General features: G+C 69.0%; 27 protein-coding genes, 1 rRNA gene and 1 pseudogene. 10 read left to right on the forward strand and 19 right to left on the reverse strand.

Annotation, left to right across the window (positions count from 1 at the left end):
* The first annotated feature begins 13 nt into the window (after positions 1-13).
* Both rrf and ACLZN2_RS00010 read left to right on the forward strand, forming a co-directional pair.
* Positions 14-130 (forward strand): 5S ribosomal RNA (gene rrf / locus ACLZN2_RS00005).
* 106 nt (positions 131-236) lie between these two features.
* Positions 237-797, forward strand: coding sequence for a GNAT family N-acetyltransferase (locus tag ACLZN2_RS00010; RefSeq protein WP_416976193.1), 561 nt, complete (start codon positions 237-239; stop codon positions 795-797).
* 7 nt (positions 798-804) lie between these two features.
* On the opposite strand, the gene ACLZN2_RS00015 is transcribed toward ACLZN2_RS00010, so the two are convergent.
* From ACLZN2_RS00015 to ACLZN2_RS00060, 10 genes are all read right to left on the reverse strand, one after another.
* Complete coding sequence (locus tag ACLZN2_RS00015) at positions 805-2,274, reverse strand: type IV secretory system conjugative DNA transfer family protein (RefSeq protein ID WP_416976194.1); 1,470 nt, start codon at positions 2,272-2,274, stop codon at positions 805-807.
* Positions 2,275-2,290: 16 nt separating this feature from the next.
* Positions 2,291-3,718, reverse strand: coding sequence for an ATP-binding protein (locus tag ACLZN2_RS00020; RefSeq protein WP_416976195.1), 1,428 nt, complete (start codon positions 3,716-3,718; stop codon positions 2,291-2,293).
* A gap of 9 nt (positions 3,719-3,727) precedes the next feature.
* A complete protein-coding gene (locus ACLZN2_RS00025; RefSeq protein WP_416976196.1) occupies positions 3,728-5,296 on the reverse strand; it encodes an SCO6880 family protein in 1,569 nt (522 codons plus the stop codon).
* On the reverse strand, positions 5,293-6,645 hold the full coding sequence (locus tag ACLZN2_RS00030; RefSeq protein ID WP_416976197.1) for a hypothetical protein: 1,353 nt from the start codon (positions 6,643-6,645) through the stop codon (positions 5,293-5,295). The genes ACLZN2_RS00025 and ACLZN2_RS00030 overlap by 4 nt, the downstream gene beginning before the upstream one ends.
* A complete protein-coding gene (locus ACLZN2_RS00035; RefSeq protein WP_416976198.1) occupies positions 6,635-7,453 on the reverse strand; it encodes a hypothetical protein in 819 nt (272 codons plus the stop codon). Before ACLZN2_RS00035 ends, ACLZN2_RS00030 begins: the two co-directional genes overlap by 11 nt.
* A gap of 162 nt (positions 7,454-7,615) precedes the next feature.
* Entirely contained in the window at positions 7,616-7,924 is a 309-nt protein-coding gene (locus ACLZN2_RS00040; RefSeq protein ID WP_014673544.1) for a hypothetical protein, read from the reverse strand.
* 327 nt (positions 7,925-8,251) lie between these two features.
* Positions 8,252-9,298 carry a hypothetical protein gene (locus ACLZN2_RS00045; protein WP_416976199.1) on the reverse strand — a complete coding sequence of 349 codons (1,047 nt, stop codon included), beginning with the start codon at positions 9,296-9,298 and terminating at the stop codon, positions 8,252-8,254.
* Between the two features lie 42 nt (positions 9,299-9,340).
* The gene (locus tag ACLZN2_RS00050; RefSeq protein WP_416976200.1) at positions 9,341-9,595 is read right to left on the reverse strand and encodes a DUF397 domain-containing protein; all 255 of its coding nucleotides are present in this window, start codon (positions 9,593-9,595) and stop codon (positions 9,341-9,343) included.
* Positions 9,588-9,776 carry a DUF397 domain-containing protein gene (locus tag ACLZN2_RS00055; protein ID WP_416976201.1) on the reverse strand — a complete coding sequence of 63 codons (189 nt, stop codon included), beginning with the start codon at positions 9,774-9,776 and terminating at the stop codon, positions 9,588-9,590. Before ACLZN2_RS00055 ends, ACLZN2_RS00050 begins: the two co-directional genes overlap by 8 nt.
* 11 nt (positions 9,777-9,787) lie before the next feature.
* Positions 9,788-10,663, reverse strand: coding sequence for a helix-turn-helix domain-containing protein (locus ACLZN2_RS00060; RefSeq protein ID WP_416976202.1), 876 nt, complete (start codon positions 10,661-10,663; stop codon positions 9,788-9,790).
* A gap of 108 nt (positions 10,664-10,771) precedes the next feature.
* On the opposite strand from ACLZN2_RS00060, the gene ACLZN2_RS00065 reads away from it, so the two are divergent.
* The gene (locus ACLZN2_RS00065; protein WP_416976203.1) at positions 10,772-11,209 is read left to right on the forward strand and encodes an ATP-binding protein; all 438 of its coding nucleotides are present in this window, start codon (positions 10,772-10,774) and stop codon (positions 11,207-11,209) included.
* A gap of 419 nt (positions 11,210-11,628) precedes the next feature.
* Positions 11,629-11,769: pseudogene (locus ACLZN2_RS00070) on the forward strand (Uma2 family endonuclease); the annotation flags it as partial.
* 155 nt (positions 11,770-11,924) lie between these two features.
* Here ACLZN2_RS00070 and ACLZN2_RS00075 read toward each other — a convergent pair.
* Complete coding sequence (locus tag ACLZN2_RS00075; RefSeq protein WP_416976204.1) at positions 11,925-12,665, reverse strand: carbonic anhydrase; 741 nt, start codon at positions 12,663-12,665, stop codon at positions 11,925-11,927.
* A 207-nt stretch (positions 12,666-12,872) separates the two neighbouring features.
* On the opposite strand from ACLZN2_RS00075, the gene ACLZN2_RS00080 reads away from it, so the two are divergent.
* The gene (locus tag ACLZN2_RS00080; RefSeq protein ID WP_416976205.1) at positions 12,873-13,880 is read left to right on the forward strand and encodes an NlpC/P60 family protein; all 1,008 of its coding nucleotides are present in this window, start codon (positions 12,873-12,875) and stop codon (positions 13,878-13,880) included.
* Positions 13,881-14,047: 167 nt separating this feature from the next.
* Positions 14,048-14,758 (forward strand): phosphatase PAP2 family protein, encoded by a 711-nt coding sequence (locus tag ACLZN2_RS00085; protein ID WP_416976206.1) that lies wholly within the window; start codon positions 14,048-14,050, stop codon positions 14,756-14,758.
* A 25-nt stretch (positions 14,759-14,783) separates the two neighbouring features.
* Here the strand turns inward: ACLZN2_RS00085 and ACLZN2_RS00090 are convergent, their stop codons facing one another.
* Positions 14,784-16,343 carry an FAD-binding oxidoreductase gene (locus ACLZN2_RS00090; RefSeq protein WP_416976207.1) on the reverse strand — a complete coding sequence of 520 codons (1,560 nt, stop codon included), beginning with the start codon at positions 16,341-16,343 and terminating at the stop codon, positions 14,784-14,786.
* 115 nt (positions 16,344-16,458) lie between these two features.
* The gene (locus ACLZN2_RS00095; protein ID WP_416976208.1) at positions 16,459-16,629 is read right to left on the reverse strand and encodes a hypothetical protein; all 171 of its coding nucleotides are present in this window, start codon (positions 16,627-16,629) and stop codon (positions 16,459-16,461) included.
* Positions 16,630-16,795: 166 nt separating this feature from the next.
* Here ACLZN2_RS00095 and ACLZN2_RS00100 point away from each other — a divergent pair, with 166 nt between their 5' ends.
* On the forward strand, positions 16,796-17,689 hold the full coding sequence (locus tag ACLZN2_RS00100; protein ID WP_416976209.1) for a hypothetical protein: 894 nt from the start codon (positions 16,796-16,798) through the stop codon (positions 17,687-17,689).
* Between the two features lie 96 nt (positions 17,690-17,785).
* Positions 17,786-17,977, forward strand: coding sequence for a hypothetical protein (locus ACLZN2_RS00105; protein WP_416976210.1), 192 nt, complete (start codon positions 17,786-17,788; stop codon positions 17,975-17,977).
* Between the two features lie 9 nt (positions 17,978-17,986).
* Here ACLZN2_RS00105 and ACLZN2_RS00110 read toward each other — a convergent pair whose 3' ends face one another.
* Entirely contained in the window at positions 17,987-18,316 is a 330-nt protein-coding gene (locus tag ACLZN2_RS00110; RefSeq protein WP_416976459.1) for a metal-sensitive transcriptional regulator, read from the reverse strand.
* 224 nt (positions 18,317-18,540) lie between these two features.
* On the opposite strand from ACLZN2_RS00110, the gene ACLZN2_RS00115 reads away from it, so the two are divergent.
* Both ACLZN2_RS00115 and ACLZN2_RS00120 read left to right on the forward strand, forming a co-directional pair.
* A complete protein-coding gene (locus ACLZN2_RS00115) occupies positions 18,541-19,161 on the forward strand; it encodes a DUF47 domain-containing protein (protein WP_416976211.1) in 621 nt (206 codons plus the stop codon).
* Positions 19,162-19,168: 7 nt separating this feature from the next.
* Positions 19,169-20,167, forward strand: a complete 999-nt coding sequence (locus ACLZN2_RS00120; RefSeq protein ID WP_416976212.1) for an anion permease — start codon at positions 19,169-19,171, stop codon at positions 20,165-20,167.
* Positions 20,168-20,296: 129 nt separating this feature from the next.
* Here the strand turns inward: ACLZN2_RS00120 and pstB are convergent, their stop codons facing one another.
* The 5 genes from pstB to ACLZN2_RS00145 all read right to left on the reverse strand — a co-directional run bounded on the left by pstB (position 20,297) and on the right by ACLZN2_RS00145 (position 25,167).
* Positions 20,297-21,073: a phosphate ABC transporter ATP-binding protein PstB gene (pstB, locus tag ACLZN2_RS00125; protein WP_416976213.1), complete on the reverse strand. Its 777-nt coding sequence runs from the start codon at positions 21,071-21,073 to the stop codon at positions 20,297-20,299.
* A 71-nt stretch (positions 21,074-21,144) separates the two neighbouring features.
* Positions 21,145-22,209 (reverse strand): phosphate ABC transporter permease PstA, encoded by a 1,065-nt coding sequence (gene pstA / locus ACLZN2_RS00130; protein WP_416976214.1) that lies wholly within the window; start codon positions 22,207-22,209, stop codon positions 21,145-21,147.
* The gene (gene pstC, locus ACLZN2_RS00135) at positions 22,206-23,237 is read right to left on the reverse strand and encodes a phosphate ABC transporter permease subunit PstC (RefSeq protein WP_416976215.1); all 1,032 of its coding nucleotides are present in this window, start codon (positions 23,235-23,237) and stop codon (positions 22,206-22,208) included. Before pstC ends, pstA begins: the two co-directional genes overlap by 4 nt.
* Positions 23,238-23,374: 137 nt before the next feature.
* Entirely contained in the window at positions 23,375-24,505 is a 1,131-nt protein-coding gene (gene pstS / locus ACLZN2_RS00140; RefSeq protein ID WP_416976216.1) for a phosphate ABC transporter substrate-binding protein PstS, read from the reverse strand.
* Between the two features lie 224 nt (positions 24,506-24,729).
* Positions 24,730-25,167, reverse strand: a complete 438-nt coding sequence (locus tag ACLZN2_RS00145) for an NUDIX hydrolase (RefSeq protein ID WP_416976217.1) — start codon at positions 25,165-25,167, stop codon at positions 24,730-24,732.
* Positions 25,168-25,280: the final 113 nt, after the last annotated feature.

The raw sequence follows: 25,280 nt of genomic DNA on the forward strand, positions 1-25,280 counted from the left end.
AACTTCATAGTGTTTCGGTGGTCATAGCGTGAGGGAAACGCCCGGTTACATTCCGAACCCGGAAGCTAAGCCTTACAGCGCCGATGGTACTGCAGGGGGGACCCTGTGGGAGAGTAGGACACCGCCGAACAATCATTGTGGGAAACCCCCGCACCGTATGGTGCGGGGGTTTTCTGCGTTCAGGCCCGGGCTTATATGAGGTGAGCTCGCAGTGCCTCGGCGCTACGGTGACTCGCATGAATGGTTTTGTGGTGCGGGGTATACGGGCCGATGAGTGGCGTCTGGCGAAGGCGTTGCGGCTGGAGGCGCTCAAGGATTCCGCCGCGGATATCGCCTTTCTCGAGACATACGAGGATGCCGTGGCGCGGCCGGACTCCTTCTGGCAGGAGCGGGCCCTGGGCGCCGGTGAAGCGGCTGGCGGGGTGCGGCAGTTCGTCGCCGAGGCGGCCGGCGGGGAGTGGGTCGGGTCCGTCACCGTGCTGGTGGAGGAGGCCGGGAGCGTCGACTGGGCAGGGCTGCCCGTCGAGCGGCGGCAGGGGCATGTGGTGGGCGTGTATGTGCGGCCCGAATGGCGTGGGGGTGAGGTGACCCCGGGGTTGTTCGAGGCCGGGGTGGAGTGGGCCTGGGAGGTCGGGCTGGAGCGGGTGCGGCTGCTGGTGCACCCAGAGAATCTGCGGGCGCAGGGGGCCTATCGGAAGGTGGGGTTCGTGCCGAGCGGGGTGTCGGTGCCCGTAGGGGAAGGATTCGGGGACTTCTCGGGGGAGGTCGAGATCGAGTTCGTGCGCGAGCGCGGGTAGAACTGGATCAGACCGGAAGTTCGTGGTGGGGCCAGCGGGATCTGGCCTGTTCACGGGAGCGGAGCAGGGCCAGCGTCGGCAGGCCGCGGTCCGCTCCGGTGGACAGGAGGTCCGGGAGTTGGGGGAGAGGTGCTACAGCGGCGATGTCGTCCAGGATCAGGGTCAGTGGTGGGTCGAGGCGACCGGAGGATGACCGTTCGGCCATGCGCCGGCCGCGCTCGACCACGCTGGAGACGAGGGCCGTGAGGAGGGGCATGGCGCCTGGGTTTGTCCTGGGGTCCTCGAGAGATTCGCCGACCACATAAAGCGTTCCCCCTTCATCCACGAAGGAATCCAAGGCGAGGGCATCATTTCGGTTGGGAGTGCATGCCTCGCGGATGTTGATCGTGGAGAGGGCGGTGAGGGCTCGGGAGGTGAGTTCCTGGGCGATGTCACGGCGTTCGGGGTGCGCGGTGAGGGCGGCTTCCAACTCGCCGGCGGAGCCGGGGGCGGCCTTCGGGTTCGTACGGAGGGTGCGGACCGCTTCCTGGATGCCGGTGCCCTGGGACCAGCGGTGGACATGGCGGATGGTGCGGCCGTCGATGGCGGCGGCGTGGAGGTAGCTGCGAAGGAGGGTTTCGGCGGTGTCGGTGAGTGCTTGGTCCAGGCGGGCCGTGGGGCGTACGGGGGTGAGGAGGGCGGTGGCTCGGTGGGCTGCCGTTGCCTTGTCCTCGCAGCCTGTGGTGGGGGACCAGTGGAGACGGGCGGGGGTGTCGCAGAGGTGGGTGGGGTCGTAGAGGTGGACGGGGCCCAGCTTGGCTCTGGCGTCTTTGGTGTCCTGCCAGAGGGCGGGGTTGGACGTGAGGATGAGGGCTGCGCCCTCTGCGTCGCGGATGGCCTGAGTTGCGGTGGCTCTTCGGGTGTCCGGTGGGGCGTATTGCACCGCGCCTTCGGCGCGGGTGCTTTCCCACCCGCCCGCCCGTTCACCCGGCAACAGAGAAGCGGACGTCGAAGGCGTTTGCGGGACCGCAGTGGCAGAGAGCGGTTCCGTGCGAGGGACCGGTACCTCGTGGTGGGGCGGCGATGACGGAGGCTGCTGTTCGTCCGCCGCGGTGAACCGCTTCCGGGCTCGTACCGCCCGCCACCTCGCCACCGTCCCTATGGCGAACACCGTGAGGACGAAGAGGATCATCAGTTGGCCGATGAAGAGGCCCCAGAAGAGGCCGTAGCCGGAGAGGGAGGTGGGGGTGGCGTCGGGCCAGGCACCGGGGATGTCGTGGGGCTGGGCGATGAGGTGGCGCATGGCCAGGGGCGTGCGGGTGAAGGTGACGCCGGTGGGCCAGGCGCCGTGGCTGAAGAGGGCGGCCAGGCCGGTGGCCGTCCAGACCAGGAGGGTCATGCCGAGGAGGAAGGCGAGCAGGCCCACCAGGAGGCCGTCGGGGATGCCGCCCGCCTGGCCGCCTTCGCGGCCGGGGGCGCGCTCGTCACCAGGTCTCATGGCAACCCCCTTGCCGCTAGGCCACCGTCGACTCGGACGAGTCGTCCAAGTCGGCCAGGTGATGTTCCATGAAGGCCGCCGCCCGCCGTTCCTGTTCGAGTTCGGCGGCGTGGAGGGCGTCCTCGGACGTGAGGTGGTCGGTCGAGGATTCCGTCATCGCCCGGTCGGTGAAGACCAGGGGGCGTTCCGTCTCGGTGACCAGGTGTTTGACGACCTGGACATTGCCGTTGACGTCCCAGACCGCGATGCCGGGGGTCAGGGTGGGGATGATCTCCACTGCCCAGCGGGGGAGGCCCAGGACGCGGCCGGTTGCCCTGGCCTCGTCCGCTTTCTGGGCGTAGATCGTCCTTGTCGATGCCATCTTCAGGATGGCTGCGGCTTCCTTCGCCGCTGCTCCGTCCACGACGTCGGACAGGTGGTGGACCACCGCCACGAAGGACAGGCCGAGGCGTCGGCCGAACTTCAGCAGGCGCTGGAAGAGCTGGGCCACGAAGGGGCTGTTGATGATGTGCCAGGCCTCCTCGACCAGGAAGATGCGCTTCTTCCGGTCGGGGCGGATCCAGGTGTGCTCCAGCCACACACCGACGATGGCCATGAGGATGGGCATGGCGATGGAGTTGCGGTCGATGTGGGAGAGGTCGAAGACGATCAGGGGGGCGTCGAGGTCGATGCCCACTGTGGTCGGGCCGTCGAACATGCCACGCAGGTCGCCGTCGACCAGGCGGTCCAGGACCAGGGCCACGTCCAGGCCCCAGGCGCGGACGTCGTCTATGGCGACGTTCATCGCCTCCGCCGACTCGGGTTCGGGGTGGCGGAGCTGCTCGACGATGTCGGACAGGACCGGTTGGCGTTCGATGATCGTCTCGTTGACGTAGGCGTGGGCGACCTTGAGGGCGAAGCCGGAGCGTTCGTCGAGGCCGTGGCCCATCGCCACCTCGATGATCGTGCGGAGCAGGGCGAGCTGGCCTGTCGTCGTGATCGACGGGTCGAGGGGGTTGAGGCGGATGCCGTCGTTCAGGGCGGCCATCGGGTCCAGGCGGATGGGGGTTATGCCGAGGGCCTGGGCGATGAGGTTCCATTCGCCGACGCCGTCCTCGCCCTGGGCGTCCAGGACGACGACCTGGCGGTCGCGGAAGCGGAGCTGGCGCAGGACGTAGGTCTTCTCCAGCGCCGACTTGCCGTTGCCGGACTCGCCGAGGACGAGCCAGTGCGGGGCGGGGAGCTGCTGGCCGTACAGCTGGAAGGGGTCGTAGATGTAGCCCTTCCCGGAGTAGACCTCGCGGCCGATGATGACGCCGGAGTCGCCGAGGCCGGGGGCGGCCGTGGGGAGGTAGACCGCCTGGGCCTGGCCGGTGGAGGTGCGGACGGGCAGGCGGGTGGTCTCGACCTTGCCGAAGAGGAAGGACGTGAAGGCGTCGGTGAGGACGGACAGCGGGTCCCGCATGTGAAGCCCCTACCTTCGGATGCCGGTGGCGAACGGGAGTGTGTTCACGAACGCGCGGTGGTGCTCGCGGTCGCACCACTCCAGCTTCAGGTACGACTTGCCTGCCGACGCCCTTATCGTGCGCTTGTCGCGGGCGAGGGCCTCGGGGGTCCGGGAGGAGACGGTGATGTAGCCGACGAGGTTGACGCCGGCGGCACCGGACGCCAGGTCCTCGCCTCGCTGGTCGAGGCGGGAGTGGGCGGCGACGTCACGGGGGTCGACGGTGCGGTTCATCTTGGCGGCGCGGCTCGCCTCCGCCTCGTCGTTCGTCTTCTCGGTGAGCATGCGTTCGATGGCGATCTCGGTGGGTTCGAGGTCCATCGTGACGGCGACCGTGCGGATGACGTCCGGGGTGTGGACGAGGAGCGGGGCCAGGAAGTTGACGCCCACGGGCGTCATCGGCCATTCCTTCACCCAGGCGGTGGCGTGGCACCAGGGGGCGCGGGTGGTCGACTCGCGGGTCTTGGCCTGGAGGAACGTGGGCTCCATGGCGTCCAGCTCGGCCGGCCAGGCGTTGCGCCGGGTCATCGCCTGGATGTGGTCGATGGGGTGGTCCGGGTCGTACATGGAGTGGATCAGGGAGGAGAGCCGGCCCTGGCCGAGGGGCTGGCGGACGCGGATGTCCGCCTCCTGGAGGCGGGAGCAGATGTCGGTCAGCTCGCGGGCCATGACGACGGCGAGGCCGGCGTCGCGGTCCAGCTTGCGGCCGGACTGGGGGCGGGCGGCGCGGGCCATGGCGTGCGCCTCGGCGGCCAGCTCGCGGGTGTAGTGCATACAGGCGACGAGGTAGGCGCGGTGCTGCTCGCTGCTGGTGGACACCATGGACTGCAGCTGGTCGTAGGACTGGGCCAGCCAGCCCGGTGCCTTCTCGTCGCCGCGCTGGGCGACGTCCTTGGCGTGGGCGTCGGGGTCGGCGGGGAGGGTGCGGGCGAGCATCTGCAGGCGGGTGACGAAGCCGTCGCCGTTGGCCACGTGCTTGAGGAGGGTGCCGAAGCGGTCGACGAGGGCCTCCTGGTCCTCGCTGTCGCGCAGGCCGACGCCGGGGCCCTCGATCTCGATGGCGGCGGTGACGGTACGGCGGTCCGCGTGCAGGAGTACGGCGATCTCGTCGGGGCCGAAGGGGGCGGCCAGCCAGCTGATGCGGCCGATGCCCGGGGGCGGGCCGATCTCGACCTCCTGGCCGTCGATGCGGGTGCCGGCCTCCATGGCGCCGGAGCGGTACGTCGTGCCCTGGCGGAGGGTGCGCTTGTAGCTGCGGTTGATCTCGAACCACTTGTAGAACGTGCGGTGCTTGTACGGCACGTAGACCGCGGCGAGCGCGATCATCGGGAATCCGGCGAGCAGCACGATGCGCAGGGGGAGGAGGGGGACGAGGAGTCCGCACATCATGCCGAGGAACGCGCCGACGACGATGAGCGCGATCTCACCGGTCTCACGGTTGCGGCCGACGATGGCGTTCGGCCGGGCGCGGCCGATCAGATATGTGCGGCGGGGCGAGACCACGTGGGACACGTGGGCCAGATGGGAATCCGTCGTCAACGCCCTTCACCTCCCGTGCGGTTGTTGCGGGTGTTGCTGGCGTGCGGGGTGTTCACCGCGCTGCTCGAGCGGGGTGCGGGCGCGGCGGAGGGGACAGATCCGCCGCCTCCGTTCGAGGTGCGCGAGCTGTGCGCGGCGACGCCGCCGGAGGCGGGGTTCGAGGGGCGGGGGGCCGAGGACGACTGGCCTCCTCCGCCGTTGTTGTCGGCGCGGGTGCTGTGCGTCTTGATGCCCTGGGCGACGAGGGTCGCGGGGGAGCTGATGACGGCGGCGGCCTTGCCCTCGGCGCCCTGCATCAGGCGGTTGTTGCGGCCGTTCGCGATCTCGTCGCCGAAGCCGGGGACGAAGCGGTAGATCATCGCGCTGGCGAAGATGGCGAGCAGGATGATGGCGAGGCCGGAGACGACGGCGGAGAAGGAGTCCGGTCCGTCGTCGGCGGAGAGGGCGCCGGCGAGGCCGAGGACGATCACGATGATCGGTTTGACCAGGATGACGGCGATCATGATGCCGGCCCAGCGGCGGACGTGGCCCCACAGGTTCTTGTCGACCATGCCGGCGTAGACGACGGTGCCGAGGAGGGCGCCGACGTAGAGCAGGGCGGCCCTGATGACCAGTTCCAGGTAGAGGACGCCGGCGGCGAGGATGGAGACGAGGGAGACGACGATCAGCATGATCGGGCCGCCGCCGATGTTCTCGCCCTTGGCGAGGGCTTCGGAGAAGGTGCCGAAGAACGTGTCGGTCTGGTCGCCGGTGGTCTTCGCGAGGACTTCGGTGATGCCGTCCGTGGCGGATACGACCGTGTAGAGGATCAGGGGGGTGAAGGCGGAGGCGAGGACGGTGAGCCAGAGGAAGCCGACGGCTTCGCCGATGGCGGTGGTGAGGGGGACGCCGCGGACGGCCCGCTTGGCCACGGCCAGGAGCCACAGGACGAGGGTGAGGACGGTGGAGGCGGCGAAGACGACGGCGTACTGCTGGAGGAACTTGGTGTTCGTGAAGTCGACGTTCGCGGTCTCCTTCACGGCCTCGCTGAGCTTGTCGACGGTCCAGGAGGCGGCGTCGGCACAGCCCTTGGCGAGGGAGGAGAGGGGGTCGAGGGTGTCGGAGACGCCGGGGTTGGTGGCGGTGCTGCCGGAGGAGTCGTTGCCTCGTTCGCAGTACTTCTTGGCTTCGCCGGAGATGAGGCTGCAGTCGAGGGAGCCGCTGGGCGAGGGGGACGCCGAGCCCGAGGGGGACGGTGAAGGGCTCGGTGACGGGGCTGCGAAGGCACGGGTAGCCAGCAGGACGGCGGTCGTCTGAACGGCCGTCACGACTCCGGCGAGCCTGAGCAGGCGGTGCGGGTTACCGGGCATACGTGAACCCTCCGTACTCCTCGATGGCCTTGCTGATGTCGTCGGAGGTGGCGGCCTGGTCGTCGCCGGGGACCGGCGCGGGGCCGTTCTTCTGGCTGTCGGTGCTGATTTTCCAGTCGCCGTCGGCCCAGCTCAGGTCGAAGGTCCAGGTCTTCCATGACGAGGTGACGGGGTCGGTCGAGTCCGTGCCGGACATGCCGATGAGGCCCAGGTACCAGACGGCGACCTGGGTGGTGGTGTCCGAGTAGTTCTGGACGGTCGTGCCGACGGGGACCACGCGGGAGACGAAGGTGTTGCCCTTGGGGGCGTTGCCGTCCGCGTCGAGGCCCATCTTGGCGAGGAAGTCCGCCGAGTAGGCCTGGTCCATGGCGCTCTGCAGCTTGGCCGCGGCGTCCTTGGTGTAGACGGTGTCGACGAGGGTGTGTCTGGTGTCCTTCTGGAACATGCCGGTCGAACCCAGCGCCACCGCGTAGTTGGCGGCGGCCGACTGAGCGCCCTGCTCGCTGTGTGCGAAGCCCGAGGGGATTCCGCCCGTCTTCGTCTCCACCGGCTTCGTCCCGCTTGCCGCAGTCGTTGACGTCTTCGGCTTGTTGGCGTCGGTCGTGGAGGTCGACGACGGGGAGTCGTCGTCTCCGCGGTTCGCGAAGGCGATGGCCGCGATGAGGAGGACGACGACGCCGACCACCGTGACCATGCTGCGGGAGGAGGAGCGGGCGGGGCGGCGGGCGCCGCCGTACGGGTCGGCCTCGGGCAGGCGGACGCGGGTGCCCGCGGGCTCGCCGTAGTCGTGTTCGTCGCCGGGAGTCATGCCGCGTTCGCCCCCTCGTTGCCGTACTTAAAAGCGTAGAAGTACGACGGTAGCCGTGCTGGTTCCCGCGCGGGCGCGGTGTGGTGACTCGACATCAGGGAAACGCAACCTCAGCCGGTGGGCACGACGGGTGGGTGGGGGACGAGGGGCGCCGGCGGGCGGCTATACGGCCATGCCGTACACGATTGTGAACAGTGTGCCGAGGGAGCCGATGATGAAGACGCCTGTGAGTCCGGCGATGATGAGGCCCTTGCCCTGTTCCGCACTGAAGGTGTCCCTGAGGGCCGTGGCGCCGATGCGCTGTTTGGCCGCACCCCAGACGGCGATGCCGAGGCAGAGGAGGATGGCGACCGCCATCACGACCTCGATCATCACCTTCGCCTCGTTGCCCAGGCTGCCGAAGGGCCCCCAGTCCGGAGCGATCCCCCCGATGATGGTGTTGATGTCGCCCTTGTCGGCCGCGAACAGCATGTAAGTCACCGCCCCTGGTGGGTAGTTCCGCGTGTCCCCTGCGGAGTGCAGAGGTCAGGACTCATTGTCGCCGACGATGCCGCCGTCGTATGTCGACTTGACGTCATTGCCGGGTGGGATTCGTATGAATGGTTGGTACGGTCACTCTGTGTATCACGGCAGGTTACGCCGGGCAATGAGGCCGGAACGGAACCTCGGTGTGGTTCCGTCGTTGACTCACTTCACGGCACCGTGCCGTTTCTGACGGCTGGTCGGGTGAGTGTACGTTTCGATGTTCTCATGTCCGGCTTGGACGCAGGGCGAACGGGTCGCGGCTGGTGACGTCGTTCAGCGTGGGCCGAGCGTCCACACCGAGAGGGTGGTGTGGTCCGCGCTGTAGGTGTACCAGTGGCCGGCGCCGAGGGTGGCCGGGGAGCTGGTGACGGGGCCCGGGTAGACGAGCGGCTCGGGGCGGGGCGCGTGCCGGGCGACCAGCCAGTGCCGGCCCTCGCCCCACTCCTCGTCCTGCCATACGGTTCCGGCGACCACCGTCGAGTCGTCGAGGAAACCGCCGGCCCAGTCCCAGGCGGGCCACACCTCGTCGTTCTCCGGCTCGGCGTCCGGGTGCCGGGGCACCGACTCCTCCACGTCCCACTCCGCGACCTGGGTCCCGGTCGCCGTCTCGTACAGGGCGAGCTTGTCCTGGTCGTGCGAGACGGTCACGAAGTGCGCGCCGGACGGGCTCACGTCCAGCAGGGCCAGGTCCAGCCCCTCGAAGTACTCCACCGTCAGCCGCTCGCCGTCCCAGCGGCCCCAGCGCATCGGCGCGCCGTCCTGGCCCTCGCCGATGCTGAGGCCCATCCGGCGGGGGTCCGGGTGCGGGACGTGATCGCTGCCGGCGGCGGCCGACCGCGCGTCGACGCGGGCCAGGACGCGGCCGTCCTGGGGGTCGAGCAGCAGCCATTCGTCCACAGGCTGTGAATCCAGCTCGCCGCCCTCGGCGAGCGGGCCGCGTATGTGGGCCCACAGCAGCGAGCCGTCCACCGAGAAGCCTGCCGAACCACCGTCGTGGCCCACCCAGCAGCCGTGCCGTATCTCCCACCGCGTCGCGCCGCTCGTGTCCACCGCGCGCAGGGCGTGCGTGCCCGCGAAGACGACGACGTCGGCGTCCGGGGAGACGGCGCACGTCCCGAAGCGCTGCGTCCACGGGGCCGGGAACCGTATGAACTCCACCGGTCGGAAGGCCTCGTCCAGCGGCTGTACGACCACCTCGTCGTCGTTCCGCTGTATCAGGGCCGTACGCCCTCCGCGCAGCCGGACCAGCTCCACGGAGGCGGCGTCGGGGGCCGGGAGCGGGGCGGTGACGGTGGCGACCAGGCGGGCGGTTCGGGTCATGTCTCGAACCGTACGGCACCCCACTGACAACGCCCCGCCCGCTCACTCGCCGAGCTCGACGCCCTCCACGAAGTGGTCGAACTCCCCTGCCTGGACGCCGAGGACGAAGGCGTCCCACTTGCGGCGGTTGGTGGTGACGACGTTGTCCGGGTCGCTGGTCTCACGGAGGTAGACGGGCGCCTCGCCGTCGTCCGCCCCCTCCCCCTCGCCGAAGGCGATCTCGATCCAGGGGCCGGGCCCGGTCGCCTCCGGCGGGGCGGCACGGATCCAGGTGAGTTCGGTGGGGATGTCAGACATGGGGGGCTTCCGTCTTGAGGGTGGCGAGGAGGGCGGAGAAGGCGGCCGGGGTGGCCTGGAGTATGGATGGGGTGGGATCGCCGGATTCCATGAGGTGGATGGCGGTGGGAGCGGAAGTGGCTATGTGGATGCAGGAGTTGCCCTCGGAGCAGTAGGAGGACTTCTGCCAGTTCAGGTTCATGGGTGTTCCTTTCACAGCTCGCGCATCACATGGTGGATCAGGTCGCGGCTCTTCTCTGGTGGGAGGGCGACGGCTTCCATCCGGGCGAACAGGGTTCGGTACTTGTGCAGTTGTGCCTCGGCGTCGAGGAACGCGATGCCGTGGGACTGGTCGAGGTGGACGGTGTCCAGTTGGGGTACCGGGCCGTGCGCGTAGTAGATCGACTGGCCCGACCCCGGATAGGCGCCCGCGTCGAAGGTGATGGCGCGCAGGGTGATGTGCTCGTGCTCGCTCAGATCCAGCAGGTGCTGCAACTGCTCGCGCGACACCGCGGGGCCGCCGACCTTCATGCGCAGGGCCGCCTCGTGGACGATCGCCTCGTAGGGGGTCGGGTCGTCCTCGCGGTACAGGATCGCCTGCCGCTTGATGCGGAAGGACAGGCGGTGCTCGATATCGGGCGGTGAAAGCTCGGTGACAGCCTGGCGGAAGATCTCCAGGGCGTAGGCGCGAGTCTGGAGGAGGCCCGGGACACGGGCCGTGGTCGCGTCGCGGATGGCGTGCGCATGGTGCTCCAACTCGGCCAGGTCCAGGAGGAGGCCGGGGAGTGAGCCGCGGTACAACTCCCACCATCCGCGGGTCCGTTCCGAGGTCATATCGCTGAGGGACTCGATGAGAACGGAGTCCGAGCACTCGTAGTGGTGGGCGAGGGTGCGTACCCGCTCGGGGCTCACGCCTACCCGACCAGCCTCCATGTTGCTGACCTGCGCCTGCTTGATGCCCATGAGTTGACCGGCCTCGGTGGCCGTGAGGCCTGCCCGCTCCCGGAGTTTGCGCAGCTCAGCGCCGAATCGCAGTTGGCGTCCCGTTGGGTTCCGCACGGGTCTGCCGCCTCCTTGTGTCACCCACATGGGTGGTAGTTAACGCCGATAGCCAGGAACAGTTAATGCATAAACCCGATGCCCGCTACCTTACAACCAGGCGCAGTCACCCAACTCCCCTCAGTGATCGGAGACTTCATGCCCACCGTAACCCCGTCCTGGGCCTACACCCTCCAGCTCCCGCACGATCCACGCTCACCGGGGATCGCGCGGGCCACCCTCCGTACCGTTCTCGACGCCCGCGCGCTCGCCGAACTCACTCCAACGGCCGAACTCGTCGCCGCCGAACTCCTCGCCAACGCCCACCGTCACACCACCGGCCCCTACGCCCTGCGGCTGCGCTCGGTGGCGCCGGGGCGGGTGCGGGTCGGGGTGTGGGACACCGACCCGCGCGTGCCACCCGGATTCGTGGCCGCCGACGGGGTCTCCAGGGTCGTACCGCCGGACCTCGGGGCCGAGGACGGACGCGGGCTGCAGCTGCTGCGGGCCTGCGCGGACAGCTGGGGCGCCGCCGAACTGGGCGGGAGCGGGGGAAAGGTGCTGTGGGCCGAGTGTCAGGGGGGTGACCTATCGTGACTGTGTGTGCCCGAAGCGTGATGGAGGGGTGTCGTGACGAAGATCGAGCAGCGGCTCAGGAAGACCGTGCGTACATGCGGCGAGCGTGACACGGAGGCCGCGGAGCAGGCCGCACAAGGGATCGAGGGACGGAGGCAGCGAGTCATGTCCGTGCCGCCGGGCGCCTGGCCCCACCTGCGACCTCGTCCGGGGAACCTGCGCGACATCGCCGAGAAGATCGAGAGTGCGACGGGTCTGCGGGTGCAGATCGTGGGAGGAAAGCTCGTGATGTCCCCGACTCCGCGTGGGAAGCACGCGGGCGTGGTGAGCCGGCTGCGGCGGCAGCTTGAGAGTCTGACTCTGCCAGAGGGCCTGTTGAATGGGAGGAGGACGACGACTGGCTGGCTGCCCCGGAGGACGCCGCGCTCGCCGTCGAGGTCATCTCCCAGTCCGAGAAGTCCCGGGAGATCAGGGACAAGGCCGACTGGTACGCCGTCGCCCATGTCCCCGTCCTTCTCGTCGTCGACCCCCGCAAGGGCACCTGGGCTCTGCACACCCGCCCGGACAACGGTGCTTACCAGGATGTGCTGCCCGGCAAGTTCGGCGAGTCCGTGAGACTGCCTGAGCCGCTGGACGTCGAGATCGCGACCGACGGTTTCCCGGTGTACGCCACGGTGCCGCCGCGCGTCTGACGCACAGGGCGTCCTCGGCGGGCACGAGCAGGGCGGGGCCACGTCTAGGCGATGTGGTGGACCAGCTGCGTGGTCAGCTCGTAGCGGGCGCCTACGACGGTCAGCTCGCCGGTGGAGATCTTCGCGGCGAGGTCGGGCTCGGCGGCGAGACGGGAGTGCACGGCCCGTATGTTGGCGTCGATGGTCGAGTCGACACGGGCGTCGCCCTCCTTCGTGCGGTCGATGTTCGGGGCGATCTGGTCGGCCAGGTACTGGATGTGGGCGGGGAGCTCCTCACCGGACAGATCCGCCTGGACGGCCGCCTTCACCGCGCCGCAGGACTGGTGGCCGAGCACCATGACCAGCGGTATGCCCAGTTCGAGCACCCCGTAGGCGATGCTGCCGAGAACCGCCTCGTCGAGCACCTCGCCGGCGGTCCGGACGGTCATCAGGTCGCCGAGGCCCTGGTCGAAGACCAGCTCGGGAGGGACGCGGGAGTCGATGCAGCCGAGGATCACGGCGAAGGGATGCTGGCCGGCCGTCAGGCTCTGCCGGACGGCCGGGGTTTCGTCCGGGTGCCGCTCGCAGTAGTTGCGCCAGCGGCGGTTGCCCGCGGCCAGCTCCCGCAGGGCCTCTTCGGCGGTCGTGGGGTGCGGGGCGGTGGGGGCCTTCCTGCCGTTGCCCGCGGCGGATGCGGGCGTTGCTCCCAGGGCGAGGCCGCCGCCCAGTGCGGCGGCTCCGGCGAGGCCACGCAGCAGAGAGCGGCGGGCGGTCGCGGTTCTGTGGGGGGTGTCGTCAACGTTCACGGCCTGGAACGTATGTCCGAGTCCGGGACGGAGTGACGATGTTGCCGAATCATGGCCGTGTGTATGGCCGTGCATGGGGAGGACGGGAGTGTCTGTTGGGTTGCGCTTGACGTCGGGTTTACCGGATCCCGTACTGCACATGATCACCACGAGAGGCGGGCCCGCCTCTACACTGGGCGGGGCGGACTCCCGGGCGGCGAGGGGCGGTTGACGGTGCGTAAGGCATGGATCGTGGCGACCGCTGCTGTCGGTGCCGGAGCCGCCTTCATGATGGTGCTCGTCATCGGCGTGTACGTCGTCGCCGGGAACATGGTCAACGGGGTGGGCGGCAGCAGCAAGTCGCTGGCCAAGGGGGCCGTGCCGGCCGCCTACAGCGCGCTCGTGCAGAAATGGGGCAATCTCTGCTCCGCCATCAATCCCGCCCTGCTCGCCGCACAGCTGTACCAGGAGAGCGGATTCAATCCGCGCGCGCAGAGCGCCGCCGCCGCGCAGGGGATAGCGCAGTTCATTCCGGGAACCTGGGCCACGCACGGCATTGACGGCGACGGTGACGGCGACCGCGACGTATGGGATCCGAATGACGCGATTCCATCGGCGGCTTCGTACGACTGCCAGCTCGCCTCGTACGTGAAGGACGTCCCCGGGGACGCCACGAAGAACATGCTCGCCGCCTACAACGCCGGGGCGTACGCGGTCATCAAGTACGGCGGTGTGCCGCCGTACAGGGAGACCCAGAACTACGTGAAGACGATCACGACTCTGGAGGAGTCGTTCGCCGCCCCCGTCTCCCGCGTCGACCCCTCCAAGCAGGCCGCCGGGGCCATCTACTTCGCCCAGAAGAAGCTCGGCACGCCCTATCTCTGGGGCGGCAACGGCACGGCTGACCAGGGCGGACGCTTCGACTGCTCCGGGCTGACCAAGGCCGCCTACGACAGCGTCGGGATCACCCTGCCCCGGGTCGCCAACGACCAGTACAACGCCGGGCCGCACCCGAAGCGGAGTGAGTTGCTGCCCGGGGATCTGGTGTTCTTCTCGACCGATCTCAACAACTCGCGGGCCATCCACCACGTGGGTATCTACGTGGGCGGCGGTTACATGATCGACGCGCCTTACACAGGTGCCGTCATCCGGTTTGATCCCATCGACACGGCTGAGTACTTTGGTGCCACCCGCGTGACCGAAGATGGCGCGAAAGCGCTCCCGACGAACGTCTGAGGCGATCGGGAACATCCCCTTGAGCTGCGGCTTTGTATCTCTCTTCGATAACGTCTGCGTGATCATTCAGTGGAGAGTGGAACGTATCAAGCGGGGCCGTGCGTTCCTGTTGAGGCGTGCGCGTGAGAGATGCGCTGGGCAGTACATGACGAAGGGGCCGCAGCACCATGGCTGGACTCGCCGATTCCGGGGCGAACCCCGACGTCGACCTGCTCTACGACATCAACGGGCTCGCCAAGGACGCTCCGCACTGGTTCGACAGGATCGTCGAGTTCGTGGGGGAGTACGGGCTGCTCCTCGCCATGGTCCTGTTGATCGTCTGGTGCTGGAGCAGTGTGCGGCGCAGGGCCGGTGGGGCCGAGGAGGCCGCCTCCTCCGTTGCCGCTCTGGTGTGGGCGCCGCTCGCCGCCGCCATCGCGGTACTCGTCAATGTGCCCATACGGGGGTTCGTGGAGCGACCCCGGCCGTTTCTCGATCATCAGGGGCTCGAGGTTCTTGTCTCCGGCAAGACCGACTACTCGTTCGTGAGTGATCACGCGACGCTGACCATGGCCATGGCCGTCGGACTGTTCGTCGCCAACCGGAGGTTCGGGCTCGTCGGGATCGGGATCGCGCTGCTCGAAGGGTTCTGCCGGGTCTACATGGGGGTGCACTACCCGACCGATGTGGTCGGTGGGTTCGCGCTCGGGACCGCTGTCGCGCTGCTGTTGTCGCCGCTCGCCTCGCTGGCGCTCACGCCGCTGATGAAGGCCGTCGAGCGGTCGCCCCGGATGGGGTGGGTCGTGCGGAGCAGGAGTGCGCGGGAGCGGGCCCGGGACGCCTTCGTTCCGGGGGCGCGCTCCGGGGCCGCCGCCGAGGAGCGGGATCTCGCCGCCTGAGATTGCTTGATCCTCCTTTGATCGCTCACAGAGCCTGCGGGTACGTGAAGAAGCCTGTCGGGTCGTACTGCTTCTTCAGCTGGGTCAGGCGCGGGAGCGCGTCGCCGTAGTAGGCCTTGCGCCAGTTCGTGAGGGTCGGGTCGGCGTAGTTCTGGTAGGCGGAGCCCGAGGCGTACGGCCGCATCGACTTGTGCGCCGTGTTCAGCCAGGACTGGGCCGTCGAACCCGTCGTACCCGCCCGCCAGGACACGATGTACTGCGCCAGCATGCGGGAACGGCGGTGGACGAAGGCCGTGGCCGTGGGGGAGACGCGGTTGATCGCGCCGCCGAGGGCGGTGAGGGCGATGCTGCCGGCGCCGCCCTGGACCGACGTGATCTGCTTCAGCAGGGTCTGGATGCCCGCCGAGGTCAGGGAGCGGTCGAAGAAGTCGCTGCGCGCCGTGTACGTCTCCCGGCCCAGCTTGCCCTGCGGGGAGCGGCCCGGGGTGGAGCCGGGCAGATGGCACTGGGCGTCGGCGCTGAAGGAGGAGCAGCCCGCGTAGGCCTCCATGGCCTCCTCGTAGCCCTTGCGGCGCAGGGAGACCGAGGACGCGGGGGCGCCCACCTGGTCGGCGAGGCGGTCGACCGCGTTCTGCAGCTGGCCGTAGGTGCCGATACAGAAGGCGGCGACGGCGACCCGGGGCGTGCCGCCCGCCGTGTTCTCCAGGTGCAGGGACGACCAGATCTCGTCCGGCTGGGACGGGCCCCACTCCTGCCAGGCCTTGATCACCGCGGCGGCCTTCGCCCAGGGCCAGGTGAGATAGCCGGTCACGGCCTGCGGGGCGGTGTGGGTCTTGAACCGGAGCTCGGTGACGATGCCGAAGTTACCGTTGCCCGCGCCGCGCAGCGCCCAGAACAGGTCCTTGTTCTGGGTGGCGTTGGTGACGAGCTGCTTGCCGTCGGCCGTGATGATCGTGGCCTGGGTGAGGCTGTCACAGGTCAGGCCGTAGGCGCGGGAGACGACCCCGTGGCCGCCGCCGAGGACCAGGCCCGAGACGCCGACGGTCGGGCAGGAGCCGGCCGGGATCGTGACGCCCTTCGCGGCGAGGGCGCGGTAGACGTCGATCAGCTTGGCGCCCGCGCCGACGACGGCCGAGCTCCCGCTCGCGCGGACCGTCCTCAGCCGCGACACGTCGACGATCAGCCGGCCGTCGCCTGAGGACCAGCCGCCGTAGGAGTGGCCGCCGTTGCGGATCGAGACCTTGGTGCGGTGTGCGCGGGCGTAGGAGAGGACGGTGCGGATGTCGTCGGCGTGGGCGACGTACGCCACCGCCGCGGGCTTCAGGTGGTCGAAGCGGGTGTTGTAGAGCTGGCGGGCCGTCGTCCAGGAGGCGTCGCCGGGGCGGACCAGGGTGCCGTCCAGGTCGCGGGCGAGCGCCGCCCAGTTGGCGGGGGCGGAGCCGGCGGTGGTGGTGAGGGAGGTGAGACCGGTGGCGGTGTCGCCGCCGGAGGCGCTCGCGCCGCTGCCCTTCGATGTGCTGCACGCCGCCGTCGCGACCGCCGCGACCGCGGCCGTGCCGCCCGCGATGAACGTACGCCGTTCCATGTTCTGCGCCTTCCGTCGGCCTGTCGGCATCGCTCGACCTGTCGGCTTCATCGTGCGAGACGGGGCCTCGAGGGTACGGGTTCCCGTGGGCGGCGGCGGTGACGGAACGGTGACGTCAGGCGCGGGCGTGGCCCTCGGCGTCCGATCTGGCCAGGCTTCTCGCTCTGCGGGCCGGACCGCGCCAGCCGCAGGTGCAGCGGGCCAGGGTGAACCGGCCCTGTTCGACGGTCGTGGTGGTGTGTTCCCCGTCGGTGCGGGGAGCGGCCGGGCCGTCCTGCTGCGTCACGCAGACAACGTTACCCAGGAACGGTAAGGGACACGTATGGCGCGGGCGCGGCACCCGTTCGGCGGTCGCGCGCGGGGGGTGGGGCGCGTGACGGGGGCACGCGGCCGTCGTTAGGCGGGACGACAGGGGGCCCGTGACGGACGTACCGGCTGGGGGTAGGCAGGCGATGGCGGAGCGGTGGCACAGGCGGCGCGGGTGGAGCGGGTGTTGTGGGTGGAGCGGTGTGGTCGTCGCCGCCGGGCTGGTGGCCGGAGGGTGTGTGGGTGCGGTCGGGTGTTCGGGGGCGGGGGCCGTGGGCGGGGTGGCCGTTGACGGGGTGGCCGTTGACGGGGACGCGCGGGGCGGCGACGCGGTGAGGCTGCTGCACGGGGCCGCCGACGTGCTGCGGGAGACGGGCAGTTCGAAGGCGCGTACGTCCATGGAGATGGCCACCGGCGGGACCCGGGTGACCATCCGGGGCGAGGGGGTCTACGACTACCGCACCCAGCAGGGGCGGTTGAAGGTGATGCTGCCGCAGGATCCGGCGGGGACGAGCGAGCACCGGCCGATCACCGAACTGCTCGCGCCGGGCGCGCTGTTCATGAAGCACCGGGGGGCCGGGGTCCCGGACGACAAGTGGGTCCGGGTGGAGACGGCGACGCTGTCCGACGGGAACCTGGTGACGGGCGGGGCCACGGATCCGTACGCCGCGGCTGAGGTGCTGCGGGGGGCGCGTACGGCGACGTACGTGGGGAGGACCGAGGTCGCCGGGACGGCGGTGCGGCACTACCGGGGGACCGCGGATCTCGTCGTGGCGGCCGAGGGGGCGTCGGCGGGGAGCAGGGGGGCGCTGGCGGCGGCGGCGAAAGGGTTCGCCACGGCGCGGGTGCCGTTCGACGTGTATCTGGACGACGCGGGCCGGATCCGGAAGGTCAGGCACCGGTTCAGCTTTGTCAACGGGCTGCAGAAGGAGGCCGTGGCGGTGGCCTCGACGACGCTGCTGTACGACTTCGGGGCCCCCGCCGACGTACGGCTGCCGGCGGACCGGGACATCTACGCGGGGCGGATCGCGGAGGACTGACGTCAACGGCCCGCGCAAGGACTAGCCCGTCCGTGCCATGCGCGGCGTGTGCACCGCTCCCTACTCTAGGAAGCCGGTGACGGCAGAGACGAGGTGATGCGCGTGGCTCCGGTCGGCGGTACGGCAGTTCAGGACCACGTGGCCCTCGCCGAGATCGAGCTGTGCGGGGAGCTGATCATCGCGGCTTCGGCGGCGGGGGAGGAACGGCTCAGCCTGGAGAGCATCGACCAGGTGCTGCGGGTGGGGGAGGAGCTGGACGGGGGCGGGGCTTCCCCGGGTGCGCGGTAGGCGTTCGCGTCAGGTGCGCAGGAGGCGGCCGATGGCCTTGGTCGCTTCCTCGACCTTCGCGTCGATCTCGTCGCCGCCCCTGAGGGCCGCGTCGGCGACGCAGTGGCGCAGGTGTTCCTCCAGCAGCTGCAGGGCGAACGACTGCAGGGCCTTCGTGGAGGCGGACACCTGGGTGAGTATGTCGATGCAGTAGACGTCCTCGTCGACCATGCGCTGCAGGCCGCGGATCTGGCCCTCGATACGGCGCAGGCGCTTGAGGTGTTCTTCCTTCTGTTTGTGGTAGCCGTGCGTGACGTGCGCCACGGTCTCGGTGGTCTCGGTGGTCTCCGTCGTCGTCATGGCGTCCATCGCGTCCATCGCGTCCTCCCGTTCCGGACATATACCCCTGCCGGGTATATCGTAACGAACTTTGCAGGGTACAGGACCCTTGGAGTGCCCCCGTGCTGATCAACCTGTCCGATGGGTGACACTGGGGGACGGCCCGATAGCCATGTCCGGATGGTGCGCTTAGCATCACCCTGGCCACTGGCTTGACCGAAACCGATGCATCCTGAGGACCCCAAGTGCGCTTTCGTCTGACCCCCAGGGAGACGAGCTTCTACGACATGTTCGCCGCGTCCGCGGACAACATCGTCACGGGCTCGAAACTCCTGATGGAACTGCTCGGGGCGGACACCGCCGGCCGGGCCGAGATCGCAGAGCGTATGCGGGCCGCGGAACACGCCGGTGACGATGCGACGCACGCGATCTTCCACCAGCTGAACTCCTCGTTCATCACGCCGTTCGACCGTGAGGACATCTACTCTCTCGCATCCTCCCTCGACGACATCATGGACTTCATGGAGGAGGCCGTCGACCTGGTCGTCCTCTACAACATCGAGGATCTGCCCAAGGGGGTCGAGCAGCAGATCGAGGTGCTGGCGCGGGCGGCCGAGCTGACGGCTGAGGCCATGCCGAACCTGCGGACCATGGAGAACCTCACCGAGTACTGGATCGAGGTCAACCGGCTGGAGAACCAGGCGGACCAGATCCACCGGAAGCTGCTGGCTCATCTCTTCAACGGCAAGTACGACGCGATCGAGGTGCTGAAGCTCAAGCAGATCGTGGACGTGCTGGAGGAAGCTGCCGACGCGTTCGAGCATGTGGCGAACACGGTGGAGACCATCGCCGTCAAGGAGTCCTGAGCTTTTCATGGACACCTTTGCTCTGGTCGTGACCATTTGTGTCGCGCTTGGTTTTACCTATACGAACGGTTTCCACGACTCGGCGAACGCGATCGCCACATCTTTGTCGACGCGGGCGCTGACTCCGCGGGCCGCGCTGGCGATGGCCGCGGTGATGAATCTCGCCGGTGCCTTTTTGGGGAGCGGGGTCGCCCACACCGTCAGCAGCGGGCTGATCGAGACGCCCGAGGGGGCGAAGGGGATGGGGATCCTCTTCGCCGCGCTGGTCGGGGCGATCGTCTGGAATCTGGTGACCTGGTACTTCGGGCTGCCCTCGTCGTCCTCGCATGCGCTGTTCGGTGGCATGGTGGGGGCGGCGCTGGCCGGGGGCACCGAGGTCATCTGGTCCGGGGTGCTCGACAAGGTCGTCATTCCGATGTTCCTGTCGCCGGTCGTGGGTCTTGTGGGCGGGTATCTCGTGATGTGCCTGATCCTGTGGATCTTCCGGCGGGCCAATCCGCACAAGACCAAGCGGGGGTTCCGGATAGCGCAGACGGTCTCCGCGGCGGGGATGGCGCTGGGGCACGGTCTGCAGGACGCGCAGAAGACGATGGGAATCGTGGTGATGGCGCTGGTCATCGGGGATGTGCAGGGGGCCGATGATCCGATTCCGGTGTGGGTGAAGATTGCTTGTGCGGTGATGTTGTCGCTGGGGACGTATGCGGGTGGGTGGCGCATCATGCGGACGCTCGGGCGGAAGATCATCGAGTTGGATCCGCCGCAGGGGTTCGCCGCGGAGACGACCGGGGCGTCGATCATGTTCACCACGGCGTATCTGTTCAAGGCGCCGATCTCCACGACCCATGTGATCACTTCGGCGATCATGGGGGTCGGGGCGACGAAGCGGATCAACGCCGTGCGGTGGGGGGTTGCCAAGAACATCGTGCTGGGGTGGTTCATCACGATGCCGGCGGCCGCAGTCGTTGCTGCGGGGGCGTTTTGGGTGGTGAACCTGGCGTTTCTGTAGGCGCCGGTTGTTCGTACACGTCTTTGCCCACGAAGTGCGAGGGCCCGCCCCCCGAGGCAGTCGGGGGGCGGGCCCTTTGCGTCCTCGCGGTGGCACCGCCATGCAGCACCGCGAGGGGTTTTCAGGGGCTCAGCCGAAGCGGCCCGAGATGTAGTCCTCGGTGGCCTGGACGGACGGGTTGGAGAAGATGCGCTCCGTGTCGTCGATCTCGATCAGCTTGCCGGGCTGGCCGACGGCCGCGAGGTTGAAGAAGGCCGTGCGGTCGGAGACGCGGGCGGCCTGCTGCATGTTGTGCGTCACGATGACGATCGTGAAGCGTTCCTTCAGTTCGCCGATCAGGTCCTCGATGGCGAGGGTCGAGATGGGGTCGAGGGCCGAGCAGGGCTCGTCCATGAGGAGGACCTTCGGCTCCACCGCGATGGCGCGCGCGATGCAGAGACGCTGCTGCTGGCCGCCGGAGAGGCCGGAACCCGGCTTGTTCAGGCGGTCCTTGACCTCGTTCCAGAGGTTCGCGCCCTTGAGGGACTTCTCGACGATGTCCGAGAGCTGGGACTTCTTGTAGCTGCCGTTGAGGCGCAGGCCCGCCGCCACGTTGTCGAAGATGGACATCGTGGGGAACGGGTTGGGGCGCTGGAAGACCATGCCGATCTCGCGGCGCACGGCCACGGGGTCGACGCCCGCGCCGTACAGGTCCTCGTCGTCCAGCAGGACCTTGCCCTCGACCCGGCCGCCCGACGTCACCTCGTGCATACGGTTCAGCGTGCGCAGGAACGTCGACTTGCCGCAGCCGGAGGGGCCGATGAAGGCCGTCACCGTGCGCGGCTCGACCGTCATCGAGATGTCCTCGATCGCCTTGTGGGTGCCGTAGTAGGCGGTGAGCCCGCTTACATCGATTCGCTTGGCCATGGTTACTACTTCACTTCCGTCTCGGTCGCTGAGCTGAGGGGCCACGCCCCGCGGAGCGGGAAAATGTCGCCTTAGCGACCGGTCTTGGGGGCCTTCCAGCGGGCGATGCCGCGGGCCACCATGTTGAGGATCATCACGAAGGCGATCAGCGTGAGCGAGGCCGCCCAGGCACGGTCGTACGCCGCCGTGGAACCGGCGCTCTGCGAGTACTGCTGGTAGATGTACAGCGGCAGAGACGCCTGCGCGCCCTCGAAGGGGTTGTTGTTGATGAAGGGGTTACCGAAGACGAGGAGCAGGACGGGGGCCGTCTCACCCGCGATACGGGCGATCGCCAGCATGACGCCGGTGATGATGCCGCCGATCGAGGTCGGGACGACCACCTTCAGAATTGTGCGCCACTTCGGGACACCGAGCGCCAGGCTTGCCTCACGCAGTTCGTTCGGGACGAGCTTCAGCATCTCCTCGGTCGAGCGCACGACCACCGGCATCATCAGGATCGCCAGCGCGAGGGAGCCCGCGAAGCCGAAGGGCTGCATGTCGAACATCAGCATGAGGCTGAGGATGAACAGACCCGCGACGATGGAGGGGATGCCCGTCATGACGTCGACGAAGAACGTGACGGCCTTGGCGAGGCTGCCGCGGCCGTACTCGACCAGGTAGATCGCCGTGAGGATGCCGATCGGGGCGCCGATCAGGGTGGCGAGGCCGACCTGCTCCAGGGTGCCGATGATGGCGTGGTAGATGCCGCCGCCCGGCTCGGAGTCGGCGACGATGCCCATGGAGTGGGTGAGGAAGTAGACGTCCAGGACCTTCACGCCGCGCGCGATGGTCGTCCAGAGGAGGGAGACCAGCGGGACGACGGCCAGGATGAACGCCACCCAGACCAGGGAGGTCGCGATGCGGTCCTTCGCCTGGCGGCTGCCCTCGACCTTGGCGGCGATGCCGTAGGTGCCGGCGACGAACAGGACGCCGGCGATCAGACCCCACTGGATCTTGCTGTTCAGGCCGGCTCCGAGGCCGATCCCGACGGCGACGACGATCGCACCGGCGGCGATGGCCCACGGGGACCACTTCGGGAGGCTCGCGCCGCGCAGCGTGCTGGGGCGCTTGTCGGCGACTGCGGTTGCGTGGCTCATGCGTTGGCCCCCGAGTACTCCTTGCGGCGGGCGATGATCATGCGGGCCGCGCCGTTGACCAGCAGGGTGATGACGAAGAGGACGAGACCGGAGGCGATGAGCGCGTCACGGCCGAACTCCGTCGCCTCGTTGAACTTGCTGGCGATGTTCTGGGCGAAGGTGCCGCCGCCGGGGTTCAGCAGGCTGGCGTGGATGTCGAAGTCCGGGGAGAGGACCGTGGCGACGGCCATCGTCTCGCCGAGCGCGCGGCCGAGGCCGAGCATGGAGGCCGAGATGACACCGGAGCGGCCGAAGGGGATCACCGCCATGCGGATGACCTCCCAGCGGGTGGCGCCGAGCGCCAGGGCCGCCTCCTCGTGCATCTGCGGGACCTGGCGGAAGACCTCGCGGCTGACGTTGGTGATGATCGGCAGGATCATGATCGCCAGGAGGATGCCGACCGTCAGCATGGAGCGCGGCGCGCCCTCGTCCCAGGAGAAGATCCCGGTCCAGCCGAAGTAGTCGTTGAGCCAGCCGAACAGGCCGTCCAGGTTCGGGACCAGGACGAGGGCGCCCCACAGGCCGTACACGATGGAGGGGACGGCGGCCAGCAGGTCGACCACGTACGCGATGGGGCCGCTCAGGCGGCGCGGGGCGTAGTGCGTGATGAACAGGGCGATCGCCACGGCGATCGGGACCGCCAGCGCCATCGCGATGATCGACGACACGATCGTGCCGAACGCGAGGACCGCGATGCCGAACTTCGGCGGAACGAGGTTGGTGTTCCACTCGAAGGCGGTGAGGAAGTTCGCTTCGTCCTTGCTGATGGCGAGGTAGGCGCGGTAGGTCAGGAAGACCGCGATCGCCGCCATGATGGCCAGCAGCAGGATGCCCGACCCGCGGGAAAGACCGAGGAAGATCCGGTCACCGGGTCGGGTGGCGCCGCGGGCCGCGCGCTTCTGGGGGCCGTTGGCGGAGGTGGTGGGGGGAGTGGAGTCGTGGGGCGGGGGCGCTTCGCCGGCGCCTGTCTTCTGTGTCGATATGTCCATGGGGGTCTCCGGTCTGCGGAGCCGCTGCGGGTGTCGGCGGCTCGGGCGGGGCCGGCCCTCGGGCGGCCCCTGGCGGCGGTGCACCGGACGGGTGCGGTCCGGTCCGGGTCTCCCCGGTGCCGGACCGCACCTTCAGATCAGCTCAGGCTGTCGATCGTGGTACGGACCTTGGAGATGATCGCGTCGGGGATCGGCGCGTAGTCGATGCCCGAGAGGATGCCCTGGCCGTCGGTGGAGGCGATGTAGGTCAGGAACGCCTTCGTGGCGGGCAGGGTGGCGGCCTTGTTGCCCTTGTCGCAGACGATCTCGTACGTCACCAGGGTGATCGGGTAGGCGCCCTCGGCCTTGGTGGTGTAGTCGAGCTGGAGCGACAGGTCGCTGCCGGTGCCGACGACCTTGGCGGCGGCCACGGCCTTGGTGGCGCCGTCGGAGGAGGCCTTGACCGGGGCGGAGGCGCCGGTGTCGATGGAGACGACACCCAGACCGTCCTTGGCGTACGACAGCTCCATGTAGCCGATCGCGCCGTTGGTCTGCTTCACGCCCTGGGCGACACCGGAGGAACCGGAGGCGGACTGACCGCCCTTGGCCTGCCAGGCCTTGCCGCCCTCGTACTTCCAGTTGTCCGGGGTGGCGGCGATCAGGTACTTGGTGAAGTTGTCCGTCGTACCCGACTCGTCGGAGCGGTGGTACGGCTGGATCTTCAGGTCGGGGAGCTTCGCGTCGGGGTTCAGCTTCGCGATCGCGGCGTCGTTCCACTTGGTGATCTTGCCGTCGAAGATCTTGGCGATCGTGGCGGCGTCGAGCACCAGGTCGTCCACGCCGGAGACGTTGTACGCGACGGCGATCGGGCCCGCGACCATCGGGAGGTCGATGCCCTGGCCGCCGGTGCAGACCGACTTGGAGGCGGTGACCTCTTCGGGCTTCAGCGCGGAGTCCGAGCCGGCGAAGGCGACCTGGCCCTGGGTGAACGCGGTGACGCCCGCGCCCGAGCCGGAGCCCTTGTAGTTGACCTGGACACCCGAGCAGGCCTGCGTGAAGTTCTTCACCCAGGCGTCGATCGCGTTCTTCTGCGCGGAGGAGCCGTCGGCCAGCAGCTGGCCCTTGGCGTCGTCACACTTGATCGAGCCGGCGGCGGCGGTCGCGGACGAGCTGCTGCTGTCGCTGCTGGAGCCCGTGTCGTCGGAGCCGCACGCCGTGAGGGCCAGGGCGCCGGAGACCGCGAGAGCACCGAGGGTGAGGGCCCGCCGGTTCATGCGCTGAAGCTTCACTTGAGGGAGATCCTTCCAGTAGCCGCCGTCCTGAATTCGGCGGCGTGCGAAAGTCATGGGTGGTACGGGCGTGGTCGTCCAACCGCGCACCGCACCGGGTAAGGCCGAAATTAGGCAGAACAGGTGAAGGCGCCTACGGGCGCGAGTGAACGGCGGGTGAACCCATGGGGAAGGCCCGGTTAGGTCACGGAACGCTTACGCCGAGGACACAGCGGGGTCCCGGGTCAGGCGAGACGCATGGTGTTCAGGAGTGCGTCCACGAGATCGCGGTCCCGGGGCTGGGTGAGGCGGGTACGGGCCGCGGTCGGGGGCAGCCAGAGGAGACGGTCGACCTCGTCGTTCGGGCTGAAACCGCCGGAGACGGCCTGCGCCGCCCAGTAGCGGACCACCTTGGGCCGGCCGTTGGCGTAGTAGTGCACGGTCGGCAGCACCGCGCCGGGCGCGGCCCGGTAACCCGTCTCCTCCTCGACCTCCCGCAGGGCACCCACCAGCGGGTCCTCCCCCCGCTTGAGCTTGCCCTTCGGGTGTGACCAGTCGTCGTACTTCGGTCGGTGGACGAGGCACACCTCCACCTGACCGCCACTTGGCGAGCGCCGCCACAGGACGCAGCCCGCGGCCTGTACGGGGGTGGTCTGCAAGGGGGTCCGGTTCGGGGAACTCACTTCGTCCTCACCGCCTGGTTTTCCGACTTCTGGCGTCCGACTTCTGGCGTCCGGCTTCAGACTTCTGGTTGCCGGTTGCCGGCTTCCGACGTCCTGTCCTGATGTCTTCCCCC

Source organism: Streptomyces sp. T028 (genome assembly GCF_048159505.1).
Taxonomy (GTDB): Bacteria; Actinomycetota; Actinomycetes; order Streptomycetales; family Streptomycetaceae; genus Streptomyces.

Bases quoted from the DNA above. Each gene is read 5' to 3' on its own strand.
- ACLZN2_RS00010 (WP_416976193.1), top strand. From the start codon at position 237: ATGAATGGTTTTGTGGTGCGGGGTATACGGGCCGATGAGTGGCGTCTG.
- ACLZN2_RS00015 (WP_416976194.1), bottom strand. From the start codon at position 2,274: ATGAGACCTGGTGACGAGCGCGCCCCCGGCCGCGAAGGCGGCCAGGCG.
- ACLZN2_RS00020 (WP_416976195.1), bottom strand. From the start codon at position 3,718: ATGCGGGACCCGCTGTCCGTCCTCACCGACGCCTTCACGTCCTTCCTC.
- ACLZN2_RS00030 (WP_416976197.1), bottom strand. From the start codon at position 6,645: ATGCCCGGTAACCCGCACCGCCTGCTCAGGCTCGCCGGAGTCGTGACG.
- ACLZN2_RS00035 (WP_416976198.1), bottom strand. From the start codon at position 7,453: ATGACTCCCGGCGACGAACACGACTACGGCGAGCCCGCGGGCACCCGC.
- ACLZN2_RS00040 (WP_014673544.1), bottom strand. From the start codon at position 7,924: ATGCTGTTCGCGGCCGACAAGGGCGACATCAACACCATCATCGGGGGG.
- ACLZN2_RS00045 (WP_416976199.1), bottom strand. From the start codon at position 9,298: ATGACCCGAACCGCCCGCCTGGTCGCCACCGTCACCGCCCCGCTCCCG.
- ACLZN2_RS00050 (WP_416976200.1), bottom strand. From the start codon at position 9,595: ATGTCTGACATCCCCACCGAACTCACCTGGATCCGTGCCGCCCCGCCG.
- ACLZN2_RS00055 (WP_416976201.1), bottom strand. From the start codon at position 9,776: ATGAACCTGAACTGGCAGAAGTCCTCCTACTGCTCCGAGGGCAACTCC.
- ACLZN2_RS00060 (WP_416976202.1), bottom strand. From the start codon at position 10,663: ATGTGGGTGACACAAGGAGGCGGCAGACCCGTGCGGAACCCAACGGGA.
- ACLZN2_RS00065 (WP_416976203.1), top strand. From the start codon at position 10,772: ATGCCCACCGTAACCCCGTCCTGGGCCTACACCCTCCAGCTCCCGCAC.
- ACLZN2_RS00085 (WP_416976206.1), top strand. From the start codon at position 14,048: ATGGCTGGACTCGCCGATTCCGGGGCGAACCCCGACGTCGACCTGCTC.
- ACLZN2_RS00090 (WP_416976207.1), bottom strand. From the start codon at position 16,343: ATGGAACGGCGTACGTTCATCGCGGGCGGCACGGCCGCGGTCGCGGCG.
- ACLZN2_RS00100 (WP_416976209.1), top strand. From the start codon at position 16,796: ATGGCGGAGCGGTGGCACAGGCGGCGCGGGTGGAGCGGGTGTTGTGGG.
- ACLZN2_RS00105 (WP_416976210.1), top strand. From the start codon at position 17,786: ATGCGCGTGGCTCCGGTCGGCGGTACGGCAGTTCAGGACCACGTGGCC.
- ACLZN2_RS00110 (WP_416976459.1), bottom strand. From the start codon at position 18,316: ATGACGACGACGGAGACCACCGAGACCACCGAGACCGTGGCGCACGTC.
- ACLZN2_RS00120 (WP_416976212.1), top strand. From the start codon at position 19,169: ATGGACACCTTTGCTCTGGTCGTGACCATTTGTGTCGCGCTTGGTTTT.
- pstB (WP_416976213.1), bottom strand. From the start codon at position 21,073: ATGGCCAAGCGAATCGATGTAAGCGGGCTCACCGCCTACTACGGCACC.
- pstA (WP_416976214.1), bottom strand. From the start codon at position 22,209: ATGAGCCACGCAACCGCAGTCGCCGACAAGCGCCCCAGCACGCTGCGC.
- pstC (WP_416976215.1), bottom strand. From the start codon at position 23,237: ATGGACATATCGACACAGAAGACAGGCGCCGGCGAAGCGCCCCCGCCC.